Origin of the sequence: Mesorhizobium sp. M0833, assembly GCF_040319905.1 — a bacterium.
GTDB lineage: Bacteria > Pseudomonadota > Alphaproteobacteria > Rhizobiales > Rhizobiaceae > Mesorhizobium.
In genome coordinates this window covers 46,976-63,702 of record NZ_JAMYOQ010000006.1, presented here as the reverse complement: position 1 = coordinate 63,702, position 16,727 = coordinate 46,976, and the positions used below count along the sequence as shown (strand labels likewise).

Here is a 16,727-nt window from a genome sequence, read left to right as displayed (position 1 = left end):
GCCGCTCGCCCTACCAATTGCGGTTCAGCCAGGAGCGGGCCGGCTTTTCGATGATGTAGTAGCTGCACAGCGCGCAAGCGAACGCCGCCGCAAGCATCAACCACGGCGAACTGCCTTTTATGTCGACGAATTGATAAAAGGGCTGCTGCCACAGATAGAGCGAATACGACCACAGCCCCAGCATCGTCATTGGCAGGGACGACAGAAACCTGGTCAGGTAGCGGCTGCTGAAGTCGAGCAAATTGACGGCGAGCGCCAGCAGCGGCACCGCGACCAGATAGTGAATGGGGGTTGGCACGGCAGCCATGAAAAGGAGCACAGCCACGACTGTGGCCGCCAGGGCAACGTGCGGCCCCTTGAGCAGCGCCGGCAGCCTGTCGTCGGCCTTGAGCAGGCATAACACCGCCGACAGCAGGATCGAGGCGATGTGCACGTCGGTGCGCCAATAGGTGCCCTCGTAGCCTATTGCGAGCACCCAGTAGGAGATGGCGCCGTTCGCCATGGCCAGCAGCGACAATGCGCCGAGCAGCATGATGACGCGGGACCGTCCCGGGACGACGACGCTGATCAGAGCCAGAATGATATACGTATGCTCTTCGACGCAGAGCGACCAGATATGGTCGAGCGAGCCGGCGCGGGTAACGAGAACTCCGGCGTAATTGTAGGTGAACGTCAGCGCCGTCAGCGCCGCCTTCCACTTGAAGGCGATGAACGTGCCGGACAAGGCGATCATCGCGACGACGACGAAAACCAGCAGTGCCGGATAGATGCGAGAGAACCGGCGCTTGAAGAATTTCTTCAGCGGATAGTATTCGACGAACAGGATCTCGGCCATCAGCCGGCCGCTGAGCACGAAGAAGAATTCGACGCCCAGGACGCCGAGATTGATGCCGGGAACGGGGAAGAAATGGCCGATCAGCACCAGCGCGATCGACAGGCCGCGCCAGCCGTCAAGATAGGCAAGCCTCGCCCTTGACGATGTGTCGGCGACAGGCCTGGCCACGACAAGACGCGTCGCGGAGATGTCCGTCATGCCGGTCCCCTCTGCGAAAGGCGGGCTCAAGGCCGCATTCCCAGCCATATTGCAGTGCACTACAACTTTGTGCAAGTGCGAGATAACGACACGCCCGACGGGACGCACAGCTTCCGTCCGTGAGCGGCTGCGCTGACGCCGTCAAACGGTAGAAACTTCAAATCCATCATGTTGGCTCATTGCCAAAGCGCCGCTTCAAGACAACAATGACCTCGACGCCGGCGCGCCAGACGCGCACAAAAAAAGCGTCGGAGGAAATGGAGGAGGAAGCCGCTGGCCAAGTCACGGACGCGCTATGCATGCGGCCTTTCGGTGCTCACGACCGACGAATCCGACGCGGATGCGTTCGCCCGGGCGGTGGCAGCGGAAGCAGCGGGCATTGACGCCGGGTTCGCCCTCCTGTTTTTCTCGCAGAGCCTCATAGAGGCCGTCGCCCTGTCGGAAGCGCTGAAGACCCACGCGCCGGCGCTCCACTATGCCGGCTGCTCGACGGCCGGTGAGATAACGCCCAAGGGGCTGGAGGAAGGCCAGATCCTGGCTATGCTGCTTCCCTCCGCATCGTTTTCGGCAGCCAGCACCATGGTCGAAAATCTGTCCTCATCGGGCATGGACGGGATTACCGGCGAAGTCGAGGCGCTGAGGCGTTCGTTACGCGAGCGCCTCGGGCACGAGCGAGCCGACACCACTTTCGCGCTCTGCTTGATCGACGGCCTGTCTTATGCCGAAGAAGCGGTGACCTCCGCCATCCATTGGGGGCTCGACGATATTCCATTGATCGGCGGGTCGGCTGGCGATGACTTGAAATTCGAGACAACGCGGCTGATCTCGAACGGCAAAGTGACCTCCGACAGCGCCATCATCGTGCTGATCACCACGGAAATTCCTTTCCACGTGTTCAAGACCGACAATTTCGTTCCCACCGACGAGAAGCTGGTGGTGACGGCATCCGATCCCGACCACCGCATCGTGCGCGAATTCAACGCCACCATTGCCGCCGAGGAATATGCCGCCTCGGTCGGCGTCGTCGCGCAGATGCTGACGCCACTGAGTTTTGCCTCGCACCCGGTGGTGGTGAAAGTCGGCGGCGAATTTTACTGCCGTTCAATCCAGAAGATGCACGCGGACGGCTCGCTGTCGTTCTTCTGCGCCATCGACGATGGTGTCGTGCTTGCCGTCGCCCAGCCTAAGGACATGGTCGAGGCGACCCGCGCCGCTCTCAGCGACGTCAGTGAAAGGCTTGGCGGCATCGACCTGATCCTCGGTTTCGACTGCGTGCTGCGCCGGCTCGACGCGCGCAATCGGCAGGTCTATCGCGAGATTTCGGAACTCTACAAGGTCAACAACGTCCTCGGCTTCGGCACCTATGGCGAACAGTACCGTTCGATGCATCTGAACCAGACCTTCACCGGCATCGCCTTCGGTGAACGCAATGCGGCCGAAGCGGCGGAGTAGGAAATCCGGCATGCCGCTCAGGAACATCGACGACCTGGAAAGGCTGAAGAAGATCAACGCCGCGCTGATCAGCCGCGTCGAGCGCTCCATGGACCAGCAAGGCAATGCTTTTTCGCTGTTCCAGACCGCCATTTCGCTCGAGAGCCGGGTGCGCAGCCGCACCGAAGAGCTGCATTCGACCTTGCGCCGGCTGGAGCAGTCGAACATCGACTTGAATGCAGCCAAGGAAAACGCCGAGCTGGCGAACCTGTCCAAGACCAGGTTCCTTGCGGCCGCCAGCCATGACGTGCTGCAGCCGCTGAACGCCGCGCATCTGTCGGTCTCGGCACTTGCCGAAGTACAGACCAGCGAGGAAGGCAGAAACCTGGTCCGCCAGGTCGAGCGATCGCTGGAGACGATGGAGGACCTGCTCCGCACCTTGCTCGACATTTCCAAGCTCGATGCCGGCGTCGTGCAGCCCGACATCACCGATGTCAGCCTGGAGACGCTGTTTTCGTCTCTGCGCTCGGATTTTCAGCCGGTCGCGGAGATGAAGGGGCTGACGCTGAAGTTCCGGCCGGTCGATGCGCTCGTTCGTTCGGACCGAACCTTGCTGCGCCGCATCCTGCAGAACATCCTGTCCAATGCACTGCGCTATACCCGCTCGGGCGGCGTGTTGGTCGGCACCAGGCATCGCGGCGACACGATCCGCATCGACGTCGCCGATACCGGCTGCGGCATCCCCGACGACCAGCGCGAGGCTGTGTTCGAGGAATTCCATCGGGGCGTGATCCCGACGGATGCCGGGCTTGCCGCCGGCGGGCTGGGGTTGGGGCTGGCCATCGTGCGCCGCATCGCCGCGGCACTCGGCCATCCCGTCACGTTTTCGTCGAAGGTCGGACATGGCACGATTTTCCATATCGACGTTCCGATCGGGATCGGCGACACGGCCGATCCAATCGCCGGCACCGTCGACATGGAGCGGCCGCGCGGCTACGGTCTGTTCGGCACAAGGGTGCTGCTGGTCGAGAACGACATCGAGGTGCTGCAGGCGATGACCTCCCTGCTCGAGCGCTGGCAATGCCTGGTGCGCCCCGCCACCTCGACCGGTGACGCGCTCGACATGCTTGGCGATACCGACTGGTTGCCAGACATTGTCATAGCCGACCAGCATCTCGATGGCGGCGACCTCGGCACCACCACAATCGCCGAGGTCCGTGATTATCTCGGCCGCGCCGTGCCGGCGCTGATCGTCACCGCCGACGGTTCGGAGATCGTCGCCAACGCCGCCCGCGCCGCTGGCATCGAGCTGATGCGCAAGCCGCTGAAGCCAGCGCAGTTACGGGCGCTGCTGGCGCATCTGCTGGCTTGATCCCATCTGAGGGCATGGGCGAACTGCATCAGGCAGAACCAAATTTTGAAAAGGCCAAGGATGTATTGGAGAATAGAAGAAAACGCCCGAGATTACTGTATTCTCGTCGACGACGGAAATACAAATGGATCCCAGGCTTTCCTCGAGATGGAGGAGGCTGGGCCTGTCGACAAAAGTAAGTTGCTTTTTCGCTTTGATGACGAGCGGCCGCTGCATATCTCGGATTTCGTACCGAGCTCTCATCCAGGCGTCTTGTTTGCAAAGCGCGAGATATTCGAGGCGTTTGGTCCGATTGTTTCGAGAAGCAAGCACCTCTTTCATACGGCCAAGACGGATAGGGGCGACTTGAAAATATATGTACCCATGGAGGAGATAAAAGGGTTCGACTTTTCCGAGTCTATTTTCGAAACATTTGAAGACGGAGACATGTACCGCATTGATCAGCTAAGGCTCGTTGATGGTTTCTCGACCGAGTTTGATATTTTTCGCCTGAATGACAACTTCGGGACGAGATTCCATATAATTGTTTCTGATAAATTCAAGTACATGTATGAGTCTCATGGAATGACGGGGCTGCGGTTTTCTGCGACATGAGCCGCTGAAGCCGGCGCGACTGCGCGGCGTGCTAGCGCATGTGCTGGTTTGACGTCTCAGAGGGGTTAGCTTTGCGCAAGGGATCAGGTGTTCCATGTATACAATGGACACGACGAACGCTCGTTATTGGATTTTCGCATATTGGTCCTGGTTCACTTTGAGGGTTTGTAGGCAGTGCAAGAATTCCAGTTGCGATACGATCATGGTCGGTGGCTCTTGGAGACGAGCAAGGGCTCCTACCCTCTCAGCGAGGTGAGAGATTTTTTCCGCTTTTTCATCCTCTTAGACGAACCGTTTGAGCGAGCGTCCAATATCATCGCTCGATCGCTAATTGGAGGCAGCGGCCAGCAGTTTCCTCTTTGGAAAATTGTGGCGGCGGCGTTTTTGTCGACGTCCGAAATCAATGCTCAGAAGGCTCTGGTTGGCTGCCGTCACTCTCGAGCGAGGATCGACAATAATTACAGCCGTATTTGTCATCACTGTCATCGTCCCGATCGGCCAACCAGAAGACGCGCCACCTCGTAAGGAAATACGTCAATCGTGTTCCTTGAAGCGACAAGCTGGAGAATTTGGAACAAGCAATGACGCCAGGAATGAAAGTTCGGATCTAATAGATGCAATTACGGCAACAGTGCACTTTTCTACTGTTCGCCTGGCCGTAGTTGTCCGTAGATCGACTGCATGGCTCGCCTCGCCCGCCCTATCGTTCCCGGTCTGCCGCACTAAGTAACGCAGCTGACCGGGTTGCGCTGCAAATCGACAAAGCCGTGAACCCACGAAAAATAAGGCAGGCGACGCAAGAAACATGGTGCGCTGTCACCGGATTTGGATTGCAGACATTGAAGCCGTCGCGGGCAAGACCAAGAACGACGCTGCCTGGGAACAAGGGGCAATGAAGGGGTGCCGAACAAACAATGACCAACAGCAATAAAAACACGGTTAGACACCATACATCTCCCTTTTGGCGCATTCTTCGAGGAGAGGCTGTGTACCAACTTGATGAAACGTCAGTGCCGGAAGCGATCAATCGGGCGCTTGGTCCCGACCCTTTTTGGGAGAAAGGGGAGAATATAATGTGCTTCGAGACCTCGAGGTCGGACTAGACGAAACAAACGAATTGAAAACTGTTCGGTACTACGGCTTATATCCTTGGAAAACGAGCAAGGGAGAGGTCAGGATTCCAAAGCTTGATAGCGAAAGAATTTCCAAAACACTATTACAAATGAGTAACGTTGCAGAATATCTGGTGATTAACTCTGTCGGATTCAACTACGATAAAACGTTTGACAGCGGTCTTCGCCTGCACGATGGAGGAAGTATTCATTTATATAACAAAGATGGAATATTCTATCTTGGTTCAGTTTTTTTGATGAAAATTTAGAACAACAGAAGGCGTGAAGAGTCCGTCTTTATTCGCAGACGACCGTGCGATCAAAACCCTGCCGGATCGCGAAACAGCTCGGCATTGTCCAGCTTCGAGACCTCGATCACCGCCTGGGTGCGGCTGTAGACGTTGAGCTTGCGCAGGATTTCCGAGACATGCGCCTTGACCGTGGTCTCGCCGACCTGCAGCTCGTAGGCGATCTGTTTGTTGAGCAGGCCCTGGCGCAGCATCTGCAGCACCTTGAGCTGCTGCGGCGTCAGCGTGGCCAGGCGCTGTACCATCTCGGCGCGGTCGGTGCTGTCGGCGTCGGGCGGCCGGCCCTCATAGGTCTGGGGAACATAGATCGCACCTTCCATCACCGAGCGGATGGCCGCGGCAAGATCGCTCTTGCGTGCCGATTTCGGGATGAAGCCGGCCGCGCCGTAGGACAGCGCCTCGGAAATGATCTTCGGCTCCTCATAGCCGGACACGATGACGACCGGCAGGCGCGGATAACGCGTCCTGAGCTGCAGCAGCCCGTCAAAGCCATGCACGTCGGGCATACTGAGATCGAGCAATGCGAGGTCGAACGGCTTGGCATCCGTCAGAAGCTCGAGCGCCTCGGCAATCGAGCGCGCTTCCACCGTGTCGACCTCCGGATAGGCCATCTGCACTGCGCTGTGCAGGGCCTCGCGAAACAGCGGATGGTCGTCGATGATGAGGAACCGGGCGCGATCGTTGACTGCGGTCATTAGCTTCACTTCGGTTCGGTCTGGTCTGGTCTAGAATAGTCCGGCAACCATGGCCAGCTTATTGCCAAATAGTACATTGCCATCTTGGCTGGCTAAAGCAGGATGGACCGACGATTTCCGCGGCACCGTGCGGCAGGCCTGCTCTTCCGCCATCCAATGCCTTGCCCGTTTGCCCAAATCGGCCGAATGTGCCGGCGACAGATCCACTGAACAGAGACAGTGCATGACCGGCTTCGTCCTTCCCCTGCCCGCAACCCCGTCGGTGGCCGTGGCCGGCTCGCCGGAGCGTTTTGCCGTGCGCCGCATTTTCTGCGTCGGCCGCAACTACGCCGCCCATGCCCGCGAGCTCGGCAATGACGAGCGCGATCCGCCCTTCTTCTTCACCAAACCGGGCGACGCAGTGGTCGACGCGGTAGTCGGTTCGGGCACCACGGTCCCCTACCCACCGCTGACCCGAAACCTGCACCACGAAATCGAGCTGGTCGTCGCGATCGGCAAGGCCGGCTTTCGCATCCCGCGCCAGCGGGCGCTGGACCATATCTGGGGTTACGGCGTCGGCGTCGACCTGACCCGCCGCGACCTTCAGGACGAGGCGAAAAAGGCGGCACGACCGTGGGACTGGTCGAAAGCCTTCGACCGTTCAGCGCCCTGCGGCCCGCTGGTCCCGGCGCAACAATCCGGTCATCCCGACAAGGGCCGCATCTGGCTCGCGGTCGACGGCGAGATCAGGCAGGACGGCGACCTTGCCGAACTGATCTGGCCGGTTCCCGGCATCGTCTCGATTTGCAGCGAGGCGGTAGAACTCCGGCCCGGCGACCTGATCTTCACCGGCACGCCGGCCGGCGTCGGCGCCGTCAGGCCGGGCGAAAAGATCACCGGTGGCGTTGACGGCGTCGGCAAAATCGAACTGACCATCGGCCAACCGGGCCCATGATCCATGAGCGACATCGTCCTCCATAACTACTACCGCTCCTCGACCTCTTACCGGGTGCGGATCGCGCTGGAGATGAAGGGCTTGGCCTACGAGTACGTGCCGCATCATTTGCGCCATGGCGAACATCGGGAGCCCGCCTACCTCGCGGTCAATCCGCAAGGGCTGGTGCCGGCGCTGGTCCTAGGCGATGGCACGCTGCTGACGCAATCGCTGGCGATTATCGAATATCTCGACGAGACCACCCCTGAGCCACCGCTGCTGCCCAAGGATGCGCCTGGCCGCGCCCGTGTCAGAATGCTGGCGCAGATGATCGCATGCGACATCCATCCAGTGAACAATCTGCGCGTGCTGACCTCGCTGCGCACGCTGTTCGGCGCCGGTGACCAGGACGTCGTCAACTGGTTCCGGCACTGGGTCAACGAAGGCTTCCAGCCGCTTGAAAAGATTCTGGCTTCATCGGCCGAGACAAAGACATTCTGCCACGGCGACACGCCGGGATTGGCCGATATCTGCCTGGTCGCGCAGGTCACCAGCAATGCCCGCTTCGGCGTCGACATGACGCCCTACCCGACGATCGCGCGCATCAATGCCGCCTGCATGGCGCTGCCGGCATGCCGGAAGGCCGCGCCGGAGAACCAGATCGATGCCGAATAGAGAAGCCAAAGATCCAGATGAAGCGAAAACGCTCGCCGATATCGAAGAATATGGCTGCCGCATTCTGTATGTGCTGGAAGAAGGCGAGCATCCGCCTTTCAGCTACTCGGTGGGGATAGAGCACAATTTCAATGCTCCTGAACTGGTCGTTGTCGGGCTGAAGCCAGAGCTTTCCCAGTCTGTCATCAACCAATACTGCAGACGGGTGTGCAACGGCGAGATTTTCCGCATCGGGCGGCGATCGTCTGGTTTCATAGGCGGCTTCGACTGTCAGTTCGGCTCGGTCCATGTTGAGCACTATCCTGAACATTTCGGTTGGGACATCTGGTTCTACGACGGCCTGGGCTTCCGGGTTATGCAGCTTATCTATCCTACGACCGAAGGCATCTGGCCGTGGGATACTGAAGCGAGCGAGTGGTTTCGAAAGCGGCAACCGCTTCTCGACACGCCGCCGGCATCAAGCTAACTCCGAACAACCGCCTGACGAATGCGCCCTTGGTGAATTGAAACTTATGAAAGCCTTGTCATGAAAGCCGTCGTCTTCGAAAAATTCGGCGAGGCGCCGACGATTCAGACGGTGCCGGATCCGACGCCTTCGCCGGAAGGCGTCGTCATCAAGGTGGAGGCGACTGGCCTCTGCCGCAGCGATTGGCATGGCTGGATGGGCCACGACGACGGCATCCGGCTGCCGCATGTGCCGGGCCACGAACTGGCCGGCGTCGTGGTCTCCGCAGGCAACCAGGTGACCCGCTGGAAGGGCGGCGAGCGCGTCACCGTGCCGTTTGCCGTCGGCTGCGGCCGCTGCTTCGAATGCACGTCGGGCAACCACCAGGTCTGCGAGCACCAGTTCCAGCCCGGCTTCACCGCCTGGGGGTCGTTCGCCGAATATGTCGCCATCGACCATGCCGATACCAATCTCGTACGCTTGCCCGACGAGATGGAATTCGCCACCGCCGCCAGCCTCGGCTGCCGCTTCGTCACCTCGTTCCGCGCCATCGTCGATCAGGGCCGCGTGGCTCCCGGCGAATGGGTGGCCGTACATGGCTGCGGCGGCGTCGGCCTGTCGGCGATCATGATCGCCAGCGCCATGGGCGCCAATGTCGTCGCCATCGACCTCACCGACGAGAAGCTGGACTTTGCCAAAAAGATCGGCGCGGTGGCGACGATCAACGCGGCAAAGACGCCCAACGTGGTCAAGGCGGTCAAGCAGATCACCAATGGCGGCGCGCATATGTCGATGGACGCGCTCGGCCACCCCAGTACTTCGTTCAATTCGATCGCGAACCTGCGCCGCCGCGGGCGCCACGTGCAGGTCGGCCTGATGCTCGGCGACCATGCCAGGCCGCAGATTCCGATGGACAAGGTGATCGCATTCGAGCTCGAAATCCGCGGCAGCCACGGCATGCAGGCGTTTCGCTACCAGGCGATGATGGAGATGATCCGCACCGGCAAGCTCAAACCCGAACTCCTGGTCGGCAAGAAGATCAGCCTCGAGGAAGCGCCGGCCGCTTTGATGGCGATGGGCGGCTTCGAAGGCATCGGCATCGGCGTGGTGACCAGATTCTAGATCACGCCCCGACTCTGGATCAACGAAACGACGCGCATACCTCCCGCACGCAGGCTCGCAGCCAGCGCTGCGCCGGATCGACATCGAGCCGCGGATGCCAGAGCATCGAAATGGTGACCTCCTCGATATCGACCGGCAACGGGAAGCTGTACATGCCTGCGCGCGCGCCCAGCGTGTGCCGTTCGGGGACGCTGGCGATCAGATCGGAGGCGCGCGCCATGGCGAGCGTGGCCGAGAAGCTGGAAACCATGCACGCAACCGTCCGCTGGAGACCCAGCAGTTTCAAGGCCTCGTCGATCGGGCCCTTTTCGCGGCCACGCCGCGACACGCTGATGTGGCGACCGGCCGCATAACGTTCCGGGCTCACCGGGCCCTCGCTCAGTTTATGTCCCGTTCGCACCACACCGATGAAGCGGTCGCGAAACAGCGCCTGAATGCGCATTTCAGGGCTCGTTTCACTGGCAACCCCGATTTCGAGATCAATCGCCGCGTCGCGCAACGACATGTCGCTCTTGTCGGATTTCGGCGCAAAACGCAGCCGCACGCCGGGCGCATCCGCTTCGACACGGGTCACAAGAGGCGGTGCAAACTCTTCGACGAAGCTTTCGTTGGCGCGCAGCGTGAAGACCTTGTCGAGAGCGGAGAGGTCGAGGGGCCTGACCGGGCGCAGCAGCGCTTCCGCATCCTGCACGACGCGGCCCACTTGCTGCTGCAATTCGAGCGCGCGCGGCGTCGCAACCAGGCCACGGCCAGCCCGAACCAGCAATGGGTCGCCTGTCGCCTGGCGCAACCGCGCCAACGTCCGGCTCATCGCCGAGGGACTGAGGCGTAGCCGCCCGGCCGCGCGCGCCACACTGCCCTCGGTCAGCAGCACATCAAGGGCGACAAGCAGATTGAGATCGGGCGACGACATGGAAGGACCGTAGCACAGCTCAGCCGTAATGTGGCGTTTCATGCACGAATAAGATGCAAATACTGCGCCTTCCGCCACATCATGCGAAGGAATAGCCTCCGACAGCTCCGATTTGGGGCTGACGGCAGAGGAGTTCACCTTGGCATCGACCGCTGAAAAGACCTGGGACGAAGTTGCCCCGGTGAGCGCACGCTCGACCCGATGGGCATTGGCAAGCCTGTCGCTTTCAACGCTGCTGTCGTCGCTCGCCACCAGCATCGCCAGCGTCGGGCTGCCATCGCTGATGCAGGCGTTCGGCGCATCGTTCCAGCTCGTGCAATGGGTCGTTCTTGCCTATCTGCTCGCCATCACCACCCTGGTCGTCAGCGCCGGGCGGCTCGCCGACATATTCGGCCGCCGCCCGCTATTGCTCGGCGGCATTGCCCTGTTCACCTTCGCATCCGTGCTTTGCGGGCTTGCCCCGACGCTCTGGCTGCTGATCGCCGCACGGGCGGCACAGGGGCTCGGCGCGGTTGTCATGATGGCTCTTACGCTGGCCTTTGTCGCGGACACGGTTCCCCGGGGAAAAACCGGCAGCGCCATGGGCCTGCTCGGCGCCATGTCGGCGATCGGCACCACGCTTGGCCCGTCGCTTGGCGGATTGCTGATCGCCGGTCTCGGCTGGCGCGCGATCTTCCTCATCAATCTGCCGTTGGGGGCGCTGGCTTTCGCGCTTGCCAGGCGCGTCCTGCCGGCCGGAAAAAAGACGCCAGATCGGCGCGGTTTCGACGGCATAGGCACGGCTTTGCTCGCGCTGACGCTGGCCGCCTATGCGCTCGCTATGACTCTTGGGCGCGGCAGTTTTGGTTCTCTCAATGTCGGCTTGCTGATTGCCGCCGCCGTGGCTGGCCTGCTGTTCGTGATTGCGCAGACAAGGGCCGAGAACCCTTTGATTCAACCTGCGAGGCTCCGCGATCAGGCGTTGAACGCAAGCCTCGCCATGAGCCTGATCGTCGCCACCGTGATGATGGCGACGCTGGTGGTCGCGCCGTTCTATCTGTCGCGCACGCTTGGGCTGGACGCAGCCATGGTCGGGCTGGTTCTGTCGACCGGCCCTCTGGTTACCGCATTGGCGGCGCTGCCGGCCGGACGCCTGGTCGATCGTTTCGGGGCGCACCGGATCACGATCGTCGGCCTGTTCGATCTCGCTATTGGTACTTTTGCTCTGTCGCGGGCGGAATTCGGTATTGCCGGCTATATCGTGCCGATCATCATCGTCTGCACCGGCTACAGCCTGTTTCAGACCTCCAACAATTCAGCCGTGATGACCGGCGTGGCATCCGACCAGCGCGGCGTCGTCTCCGGCCTTCTCAATCTGTCGCGCAATCTCGGCCTGATCACCGGTGCGTCGGTGATGGGCGCGGTGTTTGCCTTCGCATCGGCTGCCGGGAGCGAAGGAGCTGGCTTGGCCATGTTAGCACCTGCGGCAGCCGCACGAGGGATGCAGGTCACTTTCCAGGTGGCGACGGCCCTGGTAGTGGCGGCGCTGATCCTTGCGACTATTTCTGGTCGCCGCGGCCAGCGCGCTTAGCTGAGCCGCCGGCGACGAACTCCAGCATCAGTTCAGCAGCCTTGAGCGCATGCGTCTCCAGGAGGAAATGTCCTGCGTCGAAGACGTGAGCCTCCATCCGGGGAAGATCCACAAGCCAGGATTGAACCTCTGCAATGTCGAAGAAGGCATCGTGGCGACCCCAAAGAAGCATCGCTCGGGGCTGATGCTTCGCCAGATAATCAGCCACCTCCCCGAACCGGTCGACATATCGGCCGTAGTCGGCAATGAGCGCCTTCTGCAGATCAAGTCGTCCCGGCAGGCACATGACCCGCCAGTCTTCAATCCAACCACCTGGATCGATCTGCGCCGCGATCTCGCCGGGCAGGCCGGCGACATACTGGTCGCGGGTTCCCTCGAGGGTCAGATGGGCGGTGGCGGCCTGCTCATTCGCCGCATTCGGCGCAGCCCAGAAGTCCAATGTGTCTGCCCATTGCGGACCAAAACCGGAGCGGTGGGCATTGGCATTCTGGATAACGAGGCCTTCGACGAGTTCCGGCGCGCGCATGGCGAGATGAAGCGCTACCGGGGTTCCGAAATCATGCAGATAAAGAAACCTGCGGCCAACGTTGAGACGCGAGAGCAGCTCTTCAATCGCGCCGGCCAGCATGTCGAACGATGGCTCGGGCGGCAGGTCGGACGCGCCGAAGCCCGGCAGGTCAGGCGCCACGACATAGGCGCTGCCGGAGAGCGGCGCGATCACGTCGCGAAACGTCCGCGAAGAGCTAGGAAAGCCGTGCAGCAGCACGAGCGCGGGCTTGGAAGCGTCACCAGCCGTCCGGACGGCCACCTCGCCGCCGGAGGACAAGACTATCTTCTGGACCCCAGGCACCAAAATCGTCCCTCTTTCCTCCACGCCGACGTGAGGCCACCTCGCGCCTTGTGCCACTCTGGCCGACTCGGCACCTCGAGACGTCGTTCCGCCAGGTCGGCAGCTCTTGGTATCAATTGGACGCGATTGTATCGAGTCAAGAGTGCGCTGGCGCACCTATTTTGCATATCTCTTGGCACCGACGACGCAAAGCACGACGGCGGCGGTGACGGCGATCATGGCGGGACTGACCTGCTCATGCAGCAGCGCTGCCGCCAGCCCAAGGCCGAAGAAGGGCTGCAGCAGTTGCAACTGCCCGACCGCGGCGATGCCGCCTTGCGCCAGGCCGCGATACCAGAACACGAAACCGATCAGCATGCTGAACAGCGAAACATAGGCCAGGCCTATCCATGCGCCCCTGCCGGCACTTTCGAGCGACGGCGGCATGGTGATGAACGTCAGCGCCAGCATGACCGGCAGCGACAGCACCAGCGCCCACGAAATCACCTGCCAACCACCGAGTTTGCGCGACAGCGCCGCTCCTTCGGCATAGCCCAATCCACACACGATGATGGCGGCCAGCATCAAGATGTCGCCGAGCGGCGAGACCGACAGGCCTTGGGTGACTGCGAAACCGGCGACAAGGGCGCTGCCGAGGCACGAGAACAGCCAGAACGCCGGCTTCGGGCGATCGCCGCCTCGAACCACGCCGAAGATCGCGGTCGCCAACGGCAACAGGCCGACGAAAATGATCGAGTGAGCCGACGTGATGTGTTTGAGCGCCAGCGCCGTCAGCAGGGGAAAGCCGACCACGACGCCAAGCGCCACGATCGCCAGCGGGAACAGATCTCGCCGCTCCGGGCGCTTCTGGCGAAAGAGAAGCAGCAGCGCCAGGCCGAGGATGCCCGCCGAAGCCGCACGGGCGACCGTTACGAACACCGGATCGAAATCCATCACCGCCACGCGCGTCGCCGGAAGCGAACCGCTGAAGATCAGCACGCCGATGAACCCGTTGACCCAGCCACTTGCCGCCCAGCCACTCGCCGCCCAACTGCTCGCCGCCCAGCTACTCGCCGCCCAGCTACTCGCCGCCTTGTCCATAGATGCCCCGCTGATTTCGCCCTCTATCGGGCCGAGCGTATGGCTCCGCCAGAGATAATCAGGTACAGTTTGACAAAACTGTCATGGTGGGGCGAGCAGTACGGATGGACGAGCAGACGACAACAGATGAAGGCAGCCGGACGCTTGTCGAAAGCGTCATGGCGACGATCAGGCACAGGATCGCCTCGCGCAGCCTGACACCGGGAATGCGGCTGCCTTCGATCCGGGCTTTCGCCAAGGCCATGCAGGTTTCCAAATCCACCGTGGTCGAAGCCTATGAACGACTTGCGGCGGAAGGCATGATCCGCTCGCGGCCAGGCTCGGGCTTCTATGCCGCCGGACCGCTGGCTCCGCTGTCGCTAGCCGAGATCGGCCCCAGGCTTGACCGTGCTGTCGACCCGCTCTGGGTCTCACGCCAATCGCTGGAAGCCGGCGACGGCGTCCTGAAACCGGGTTGCGGCTGGTTGCCGGCGTCATGGATGCCCGAGGCTGGATTGCGTCGCGCGCTGCGGACGATGGCCCGCGCCGACGACGCAGCGCTGACCGATTACGGCACGCCGCTCGGGTTGTCGGCGTTGCGACACCTGCTGGCGCGGCGCATGGCCGAGCACGGCATCGAAGCGTCCCCGGAACAGATCATGCTGACGGAATCGGGCACTCAGGCGATCGACCTGCTGTGCCGGTTCCTGCTCGAACCGGGTGACACGGTGTTGGTCGACGATCCCTGCTATTTCAACTTCCATGCCCTGTTGCGCGCCCATCGGGCCAAGGTGATCAGTGTCCCCTACACGCGCTCGGGGCCGGACATCGAACTGTTCGCGCAGGCGCTGAGCGAGCACCGGCCGCGCCTCTACATCACCAATTCGGCGCTCCATAATCCGACCGGCGCGATATTGTCCCCGGTCGTTGCCCATCGGGTGCTGAAGCTCGCCGACCAGTCGGGGCTGACGATCATCGAGGACGATATCTTCGCCGATTTCGAACACACGCCCGCGCCCAGGCTGGCGGCCTTCGACGGCCTCAGCCGGGTTATCCATATCGGAAGCTTTTCCAAGACGCTGTCGGCATCGGTGCGCTGCGGCTTCATCGCCGCTCCTCGCGACTGGATGGAAGGTTTGATCGATCTCAAGATTGCCACATCCTTTGGCAGCGGGCGACTTGCATCCGAACTGGTGCTGACGTTGCTGAAGGACGGCCTCTATCGCAAGCACGTCGATCTGCTGCGCGCGCGGCTCTCGCGCGCCATGGAAGAAACCGGCACCCGGCTCAGAGCAATCGGCATTGTGCCGTGGATAGATCAGCCGGCCGGCATGTTTTTATGGTGCAGGCTGCCGGAGGGAATAGATGCCGCGGACGTCGCCCGTCACGCTTTGTCGGCCAACGTCGTGCTTGCGCCCGGCAATGCGTTCAGCCTGTCCCGTTCGGCCAGCCGTTACATGCGCTTCAACGTCGCCCAATCGGGAGACGACCGGATTTTCAGGGCGCTTGAAGAGGCGATGTCGCGTTGATTGCGCTGCCGGAAGCCTGCTGGCCTGAGGCTGTGTTCTCAGGCCCCTGCCCGCTTGCGGCGTGCATAAAGCATGACGAGCGTCTCGGCGGTCAGCGCCGGCTTTTGCTCGCCTTCGATCTCGACTGTATTGGCGGCCTTCATCAAATACTGCCCCGGACCTTTGTCTTCCATCGACAACAGCGTGGTGCGCAGCCTGATTCGCGAGCCGACCCTGACCGGCGCCACGAAACGCACTTTGTCGAAACCGTAGTTGAACGCGGCCTGCGTGTTTTCGGGCACGATCCCCATCTCGAGCGCCAGCGCGCCGATGATCGACAGGGTCAGATAGCCATGCGCGATCGTGGTGCGGAACGGGCTTTGCCGCTTCGCCCGTTCGGGATCGACATGGATCCATTGATGATCGCCAGTGCATTCGGCAAACTGGTCGATGCGGTGCTGATCGACCAACGTCCAGTCCGAAACGCCCAACTCCTGCCCGGCCATCGCCCTGAGTTGCTCGAAGGTCGGCGGCGTCCTCGGCCGTATCTGCGTCATTCCTGCTTTCCCGATCGCTTGCCTGTTCCGGACCACGACCGGCCCCCCCCTGTCAATTCGCCAGTGCGATTCCAGCCCATAATCTTCGGCCGCGAACCGCCGGTCGTCGCTGCCGGCAAGCGTGCTGCCGGGGAACAGCTTACCCCTTATGATGGCCGGCGCGGATCTCCTCCATCGCCTCCTTGATGCGGCTGCGCAGGATTTCGATCGATTCGGTGCCGGACGCCCTCGCCAGTTCCGCCATCTCGCCGGCATTCTTCAGCGCGGTCTCGAAGGATTTCCTGGCGAACGCCGCCTGCTTCTGCATCATTTCCTGCGGAGTGCCGGGCGCTCAGTAGTTTTGTGCCATGTCGGTGATTTCGCGCAGTGTGTCCTGCAGCATCTCGCGTTGCCTTGACAACAGCGCCGACGCTCCGGCGGCACTCGCCCGGGCCGACTTCTCCAGCGCCTCCAGGTTCCTGGCGTGGTGGGCGAGGATCGCCTCGACGTCGACATTCGGCAGCTTCAGGTCGCGGCCGAACTTGCCGAACATCTCGATGAAGGACTCAGACTCCGGTCGTTTTGCCATGC

The 16,727-nt window shown here is 61.7% G+C and carries 16 protein-coding genes and 1 pseudogene; 10 read left to right on the top strand and 7 right to left on the bottom strand.

Annotated elements, in window-relative coordinates; genetic code table 11:
* Positions 1-10: 10 nt before the first annotated feature.
* Positions 11-1,033 (bottom strand): acyltransferase family protein, encoded by a 1,023-nt coding sequence (locus NKH98_RS09100; protein WP_352897801.1) that lies wholly within the window; start codon positions 1,031-1,033, stop codon positions 11-13.
* Positions 1,034-1,345: 312 nt separating this feature from the next.
* On the opposite strand from NKH98_RS09100, the gene NKH98_RS09095 reads away from it, so the two are divergent.
* The 4 genes from NKH98_RS09095 to NKH98_RS09080 all read left to right on the top strand — a co-directional run bounded on the left by NKH98_RS09095 (position 1,346) and on the right by NKH98_RS09080 (position 5,811).
* A complete protein-coding gene (locus tag NKH98_RS09095) occupies positions 1,346-2,485 on the top strand; it encodes an FIST N-terminal domain-containing protein (RefSeq protein WP_352897799.1) in 1,140 nt (379 codons plus the stop codon).
* A 10-nt stretch (positions 2,486-2,495) separates the two neighbouring features.
* Positions 2,496-3,836 carry an ATP-binding response regulator gene (locus NKH98_RS09090; RefSeq protein WP_352897797.1) on the top strand — a complete coding sequence of 447 codons (1,341 nt, stop codon included), beginning with the start codon at positions 2,496-2,498 and terminating at the stop codon, positions 3,834-3,836.
* Between the two features lie 147 nt (positions 3,837-3,983).
* On the top strand, positions 3,984-4,430 hold the full coding sequence (locus NKH98_RS09085) for a hypothetical protein (RefSeq protein WP_352897795.1): 447 nt from the start codon (positions 3,984-3,986) through the stop codon (positions 4,428-4,430).
* Positions 4,431-5,505: 1,075 nt separating this feature from the next.
* A complete protein-coding gene (locus NKH98_RS09080) occupies positions 5,506-5,811 on the top strand; it encodes a hypothetical protein (RefSeq protein ID WP_352897793.1) in 306 nt (101 codons plus the stop codon).
* A gap of 50 nt (positions 5,812-5,861) precedes the next feature.
* Here NKH98_RS09080 and NKH98_RS09075 read toward each other — a convergent pair whose 3' ends face one another.
* Positions 5,862-6,545: a response regulator gene (locus NKH98_RS09075; RefSeq protein WP_254818245.1), complete on the bottom strand. Its 684-nt coding sequence runs from the start codon at positions 6,543-6,545 to the stop codon at positions 5,862-5,864.
* A gap of 223 nt (positions 6,546-6,768) precedes the next feature.
* Here NKH98_RS09075 and NKH98_RS09070 point away from each other — a divergent pair, with 223 nt between their 5' ends.
* Genes NKH98_RS09070 through NKH98_RS09055 form a run of 4 tightly spaced genes read left to right on the top strand, consistent with a single transcriptional unit; the run spans position 6,769 to position 9,700 of the window.
* Positions 6,769-7,479 (top strand): fumarylacetoacetate hydrolase family protein, encoded by a 711-nt coding sequence (locus NKH98_RS09070; protein WP_352897790.1) that lies wholly within the window; start codon positions 6,769-6,771, stop codon positions 7,477-7,479.
* 3 nt (positions 7,480-7,482) lie between these two features.
* Complete coding sequence (gene maiA / locus NKH98_RS09065; RefSeq protein ID WP_352897788.1) at positions 7,483-8,133, top strand: maleylacetoacetate isomerase; 651 nt, start codon at positions 7,483-7,485, stop codon at positions 8,131-8,133.
* Entirely contained in the window at positions 8,123-8,599 is a 477-nt protein-coding gene (locus tag NKH98_RS09060; RefSeq protein WP_352897786.1) for a DUF4262 domain-containing protein, read from the top strand. The genes maiA and NKH98_RS09060 overlap by 11 nt, the downstream gene beginning before the upstream one ends.
* A 60-nt stretch (positions 8,600-8,659) precedes the next feature.
* Positions 8,660-9,700, top strand: a complete 1,041-nt coding sequence (locus NKH98_RS09055) for a zinc-dependent alcohol dehydrogenase family protein (RefSeq protein WP_352505802.1) — start codon at positions 8,660-8,662, stop codon at positions 9,698-9,700.
* Positions 9,701-9,719: 19 nt separating this feature from the next.
* Here the strand turns inward: NKH98_RS09055 and NKH98_RS09050 are convergent, their stop codons facing one another.
* The gene (locus tag NKH98_RS09050; RefSeq protein WP_352897784.1) at positions 9,720-10,613 is read right to left on the bottom strand and encodes a LysR family transcriptional regulator; all 894 of its coding nucleotides are present in this window, start codon (positions 10,611-10,613) and stop codon (positions 9,720-9,722) included.
* A 139-nt stretch (positions 10,614-10,752) separates the two neighbouring features.
* Here NKH98_RS09050 and NKH98_RS09045 point away from each other — a divergent pair, with 139 nt between their 5' ends.
* The gene (locus tag NKH98_RS09045) at positions 10,753-12,183 is read left to right on the top strand and encodes an MFS transporter (RefSeq protein ID WP_502894218.1); all 1,431 of its coding nucleotides are present in this window, start codon (positions 10,753-10,755) and stop codon (positions 12,181-12,183) included.
* On the opposite strand, the gene NKH98_RS09040 is transcribed toward NKH98_RS09045, so the two are convergent.
* Both NKH98_RS09040 and NKH98_RS09035 read right to left on the bottom strand, forming a co-directional pair.
* Positions 12,152-13,009 carry an alpha/beta fold hydrolase gene (locus NKH98_RS09040; RefSeq protein WP_352897782.1) on the bottom strand — a complete coding sequence of 286 codons (858 nt, stop codon included), beginning with the start codon at positions 13,007-13,009 and terminating at the stop codon, positions 12,152-12,154. The genes NKH98_RS09045 and NKH98_RS09040 overlap by 32 nt on opposite strands.
* A 180-nt stretch (positions 13,010-13,189) precedes the next feature.
* Complete coding sequence (locus NKH98_RS09035) at positions 13,190-14,113, bottom strand: DMT family transporter (protein ID WP_352897780.1); 924 nt, start codon at positions 14,111-14,113, stop codon at positions 13,190-13,192.
* A gap of 104 nt (positions 14,114-14,217) precedes the next feature.
* On the opposite strand from NKH98_RS09035, the gene NKH98_RS09030 reads away from it, so the two are divergent.
* Positions 14,218-15,621: an aminotransferase-like domain-containing protein gene (locus NKH98_RS09030; RefSeq protein WP_352897778.1), complete on the top strand. Its 1,404-nt coding sequence runs from the start codon at positions 14,218-14,220 to the stop codon at positions 15,619-15,621.
* A gap of 38 nt (positions 15,622-15,659) precedes the next feature.
* Here the strand turns inward: NKH98_RS09030 and NKH98_RS09025 are convergent, their stop codons facing one another.
* Both NKH98_RS09025 and NKH98_RS09020 read right to left on the bottom strand, forming a co-directional pair.
* The gene (locus tag NKH98_RS09025; RefSeq protein WP_254818237.1) at positions 15,660-16,157 is read right to left on the bottom strand and encodes a MaoC family dehydratase; all 498 of its coding nucleotides are present in this window, start codon (positions 16,155-16,157) and stop codon (positions 15,660-15,662) included.
* 139 nt (positions 16,158-16,296) lie between these two features.
* Positions 16,297-16,725: pseudogene (locus NKH98_RS09020) on the bottom strand (phasin family protein).
* Between the last annotated feature and the right edge of the window lie 2 nt (positions 16,726-16,727).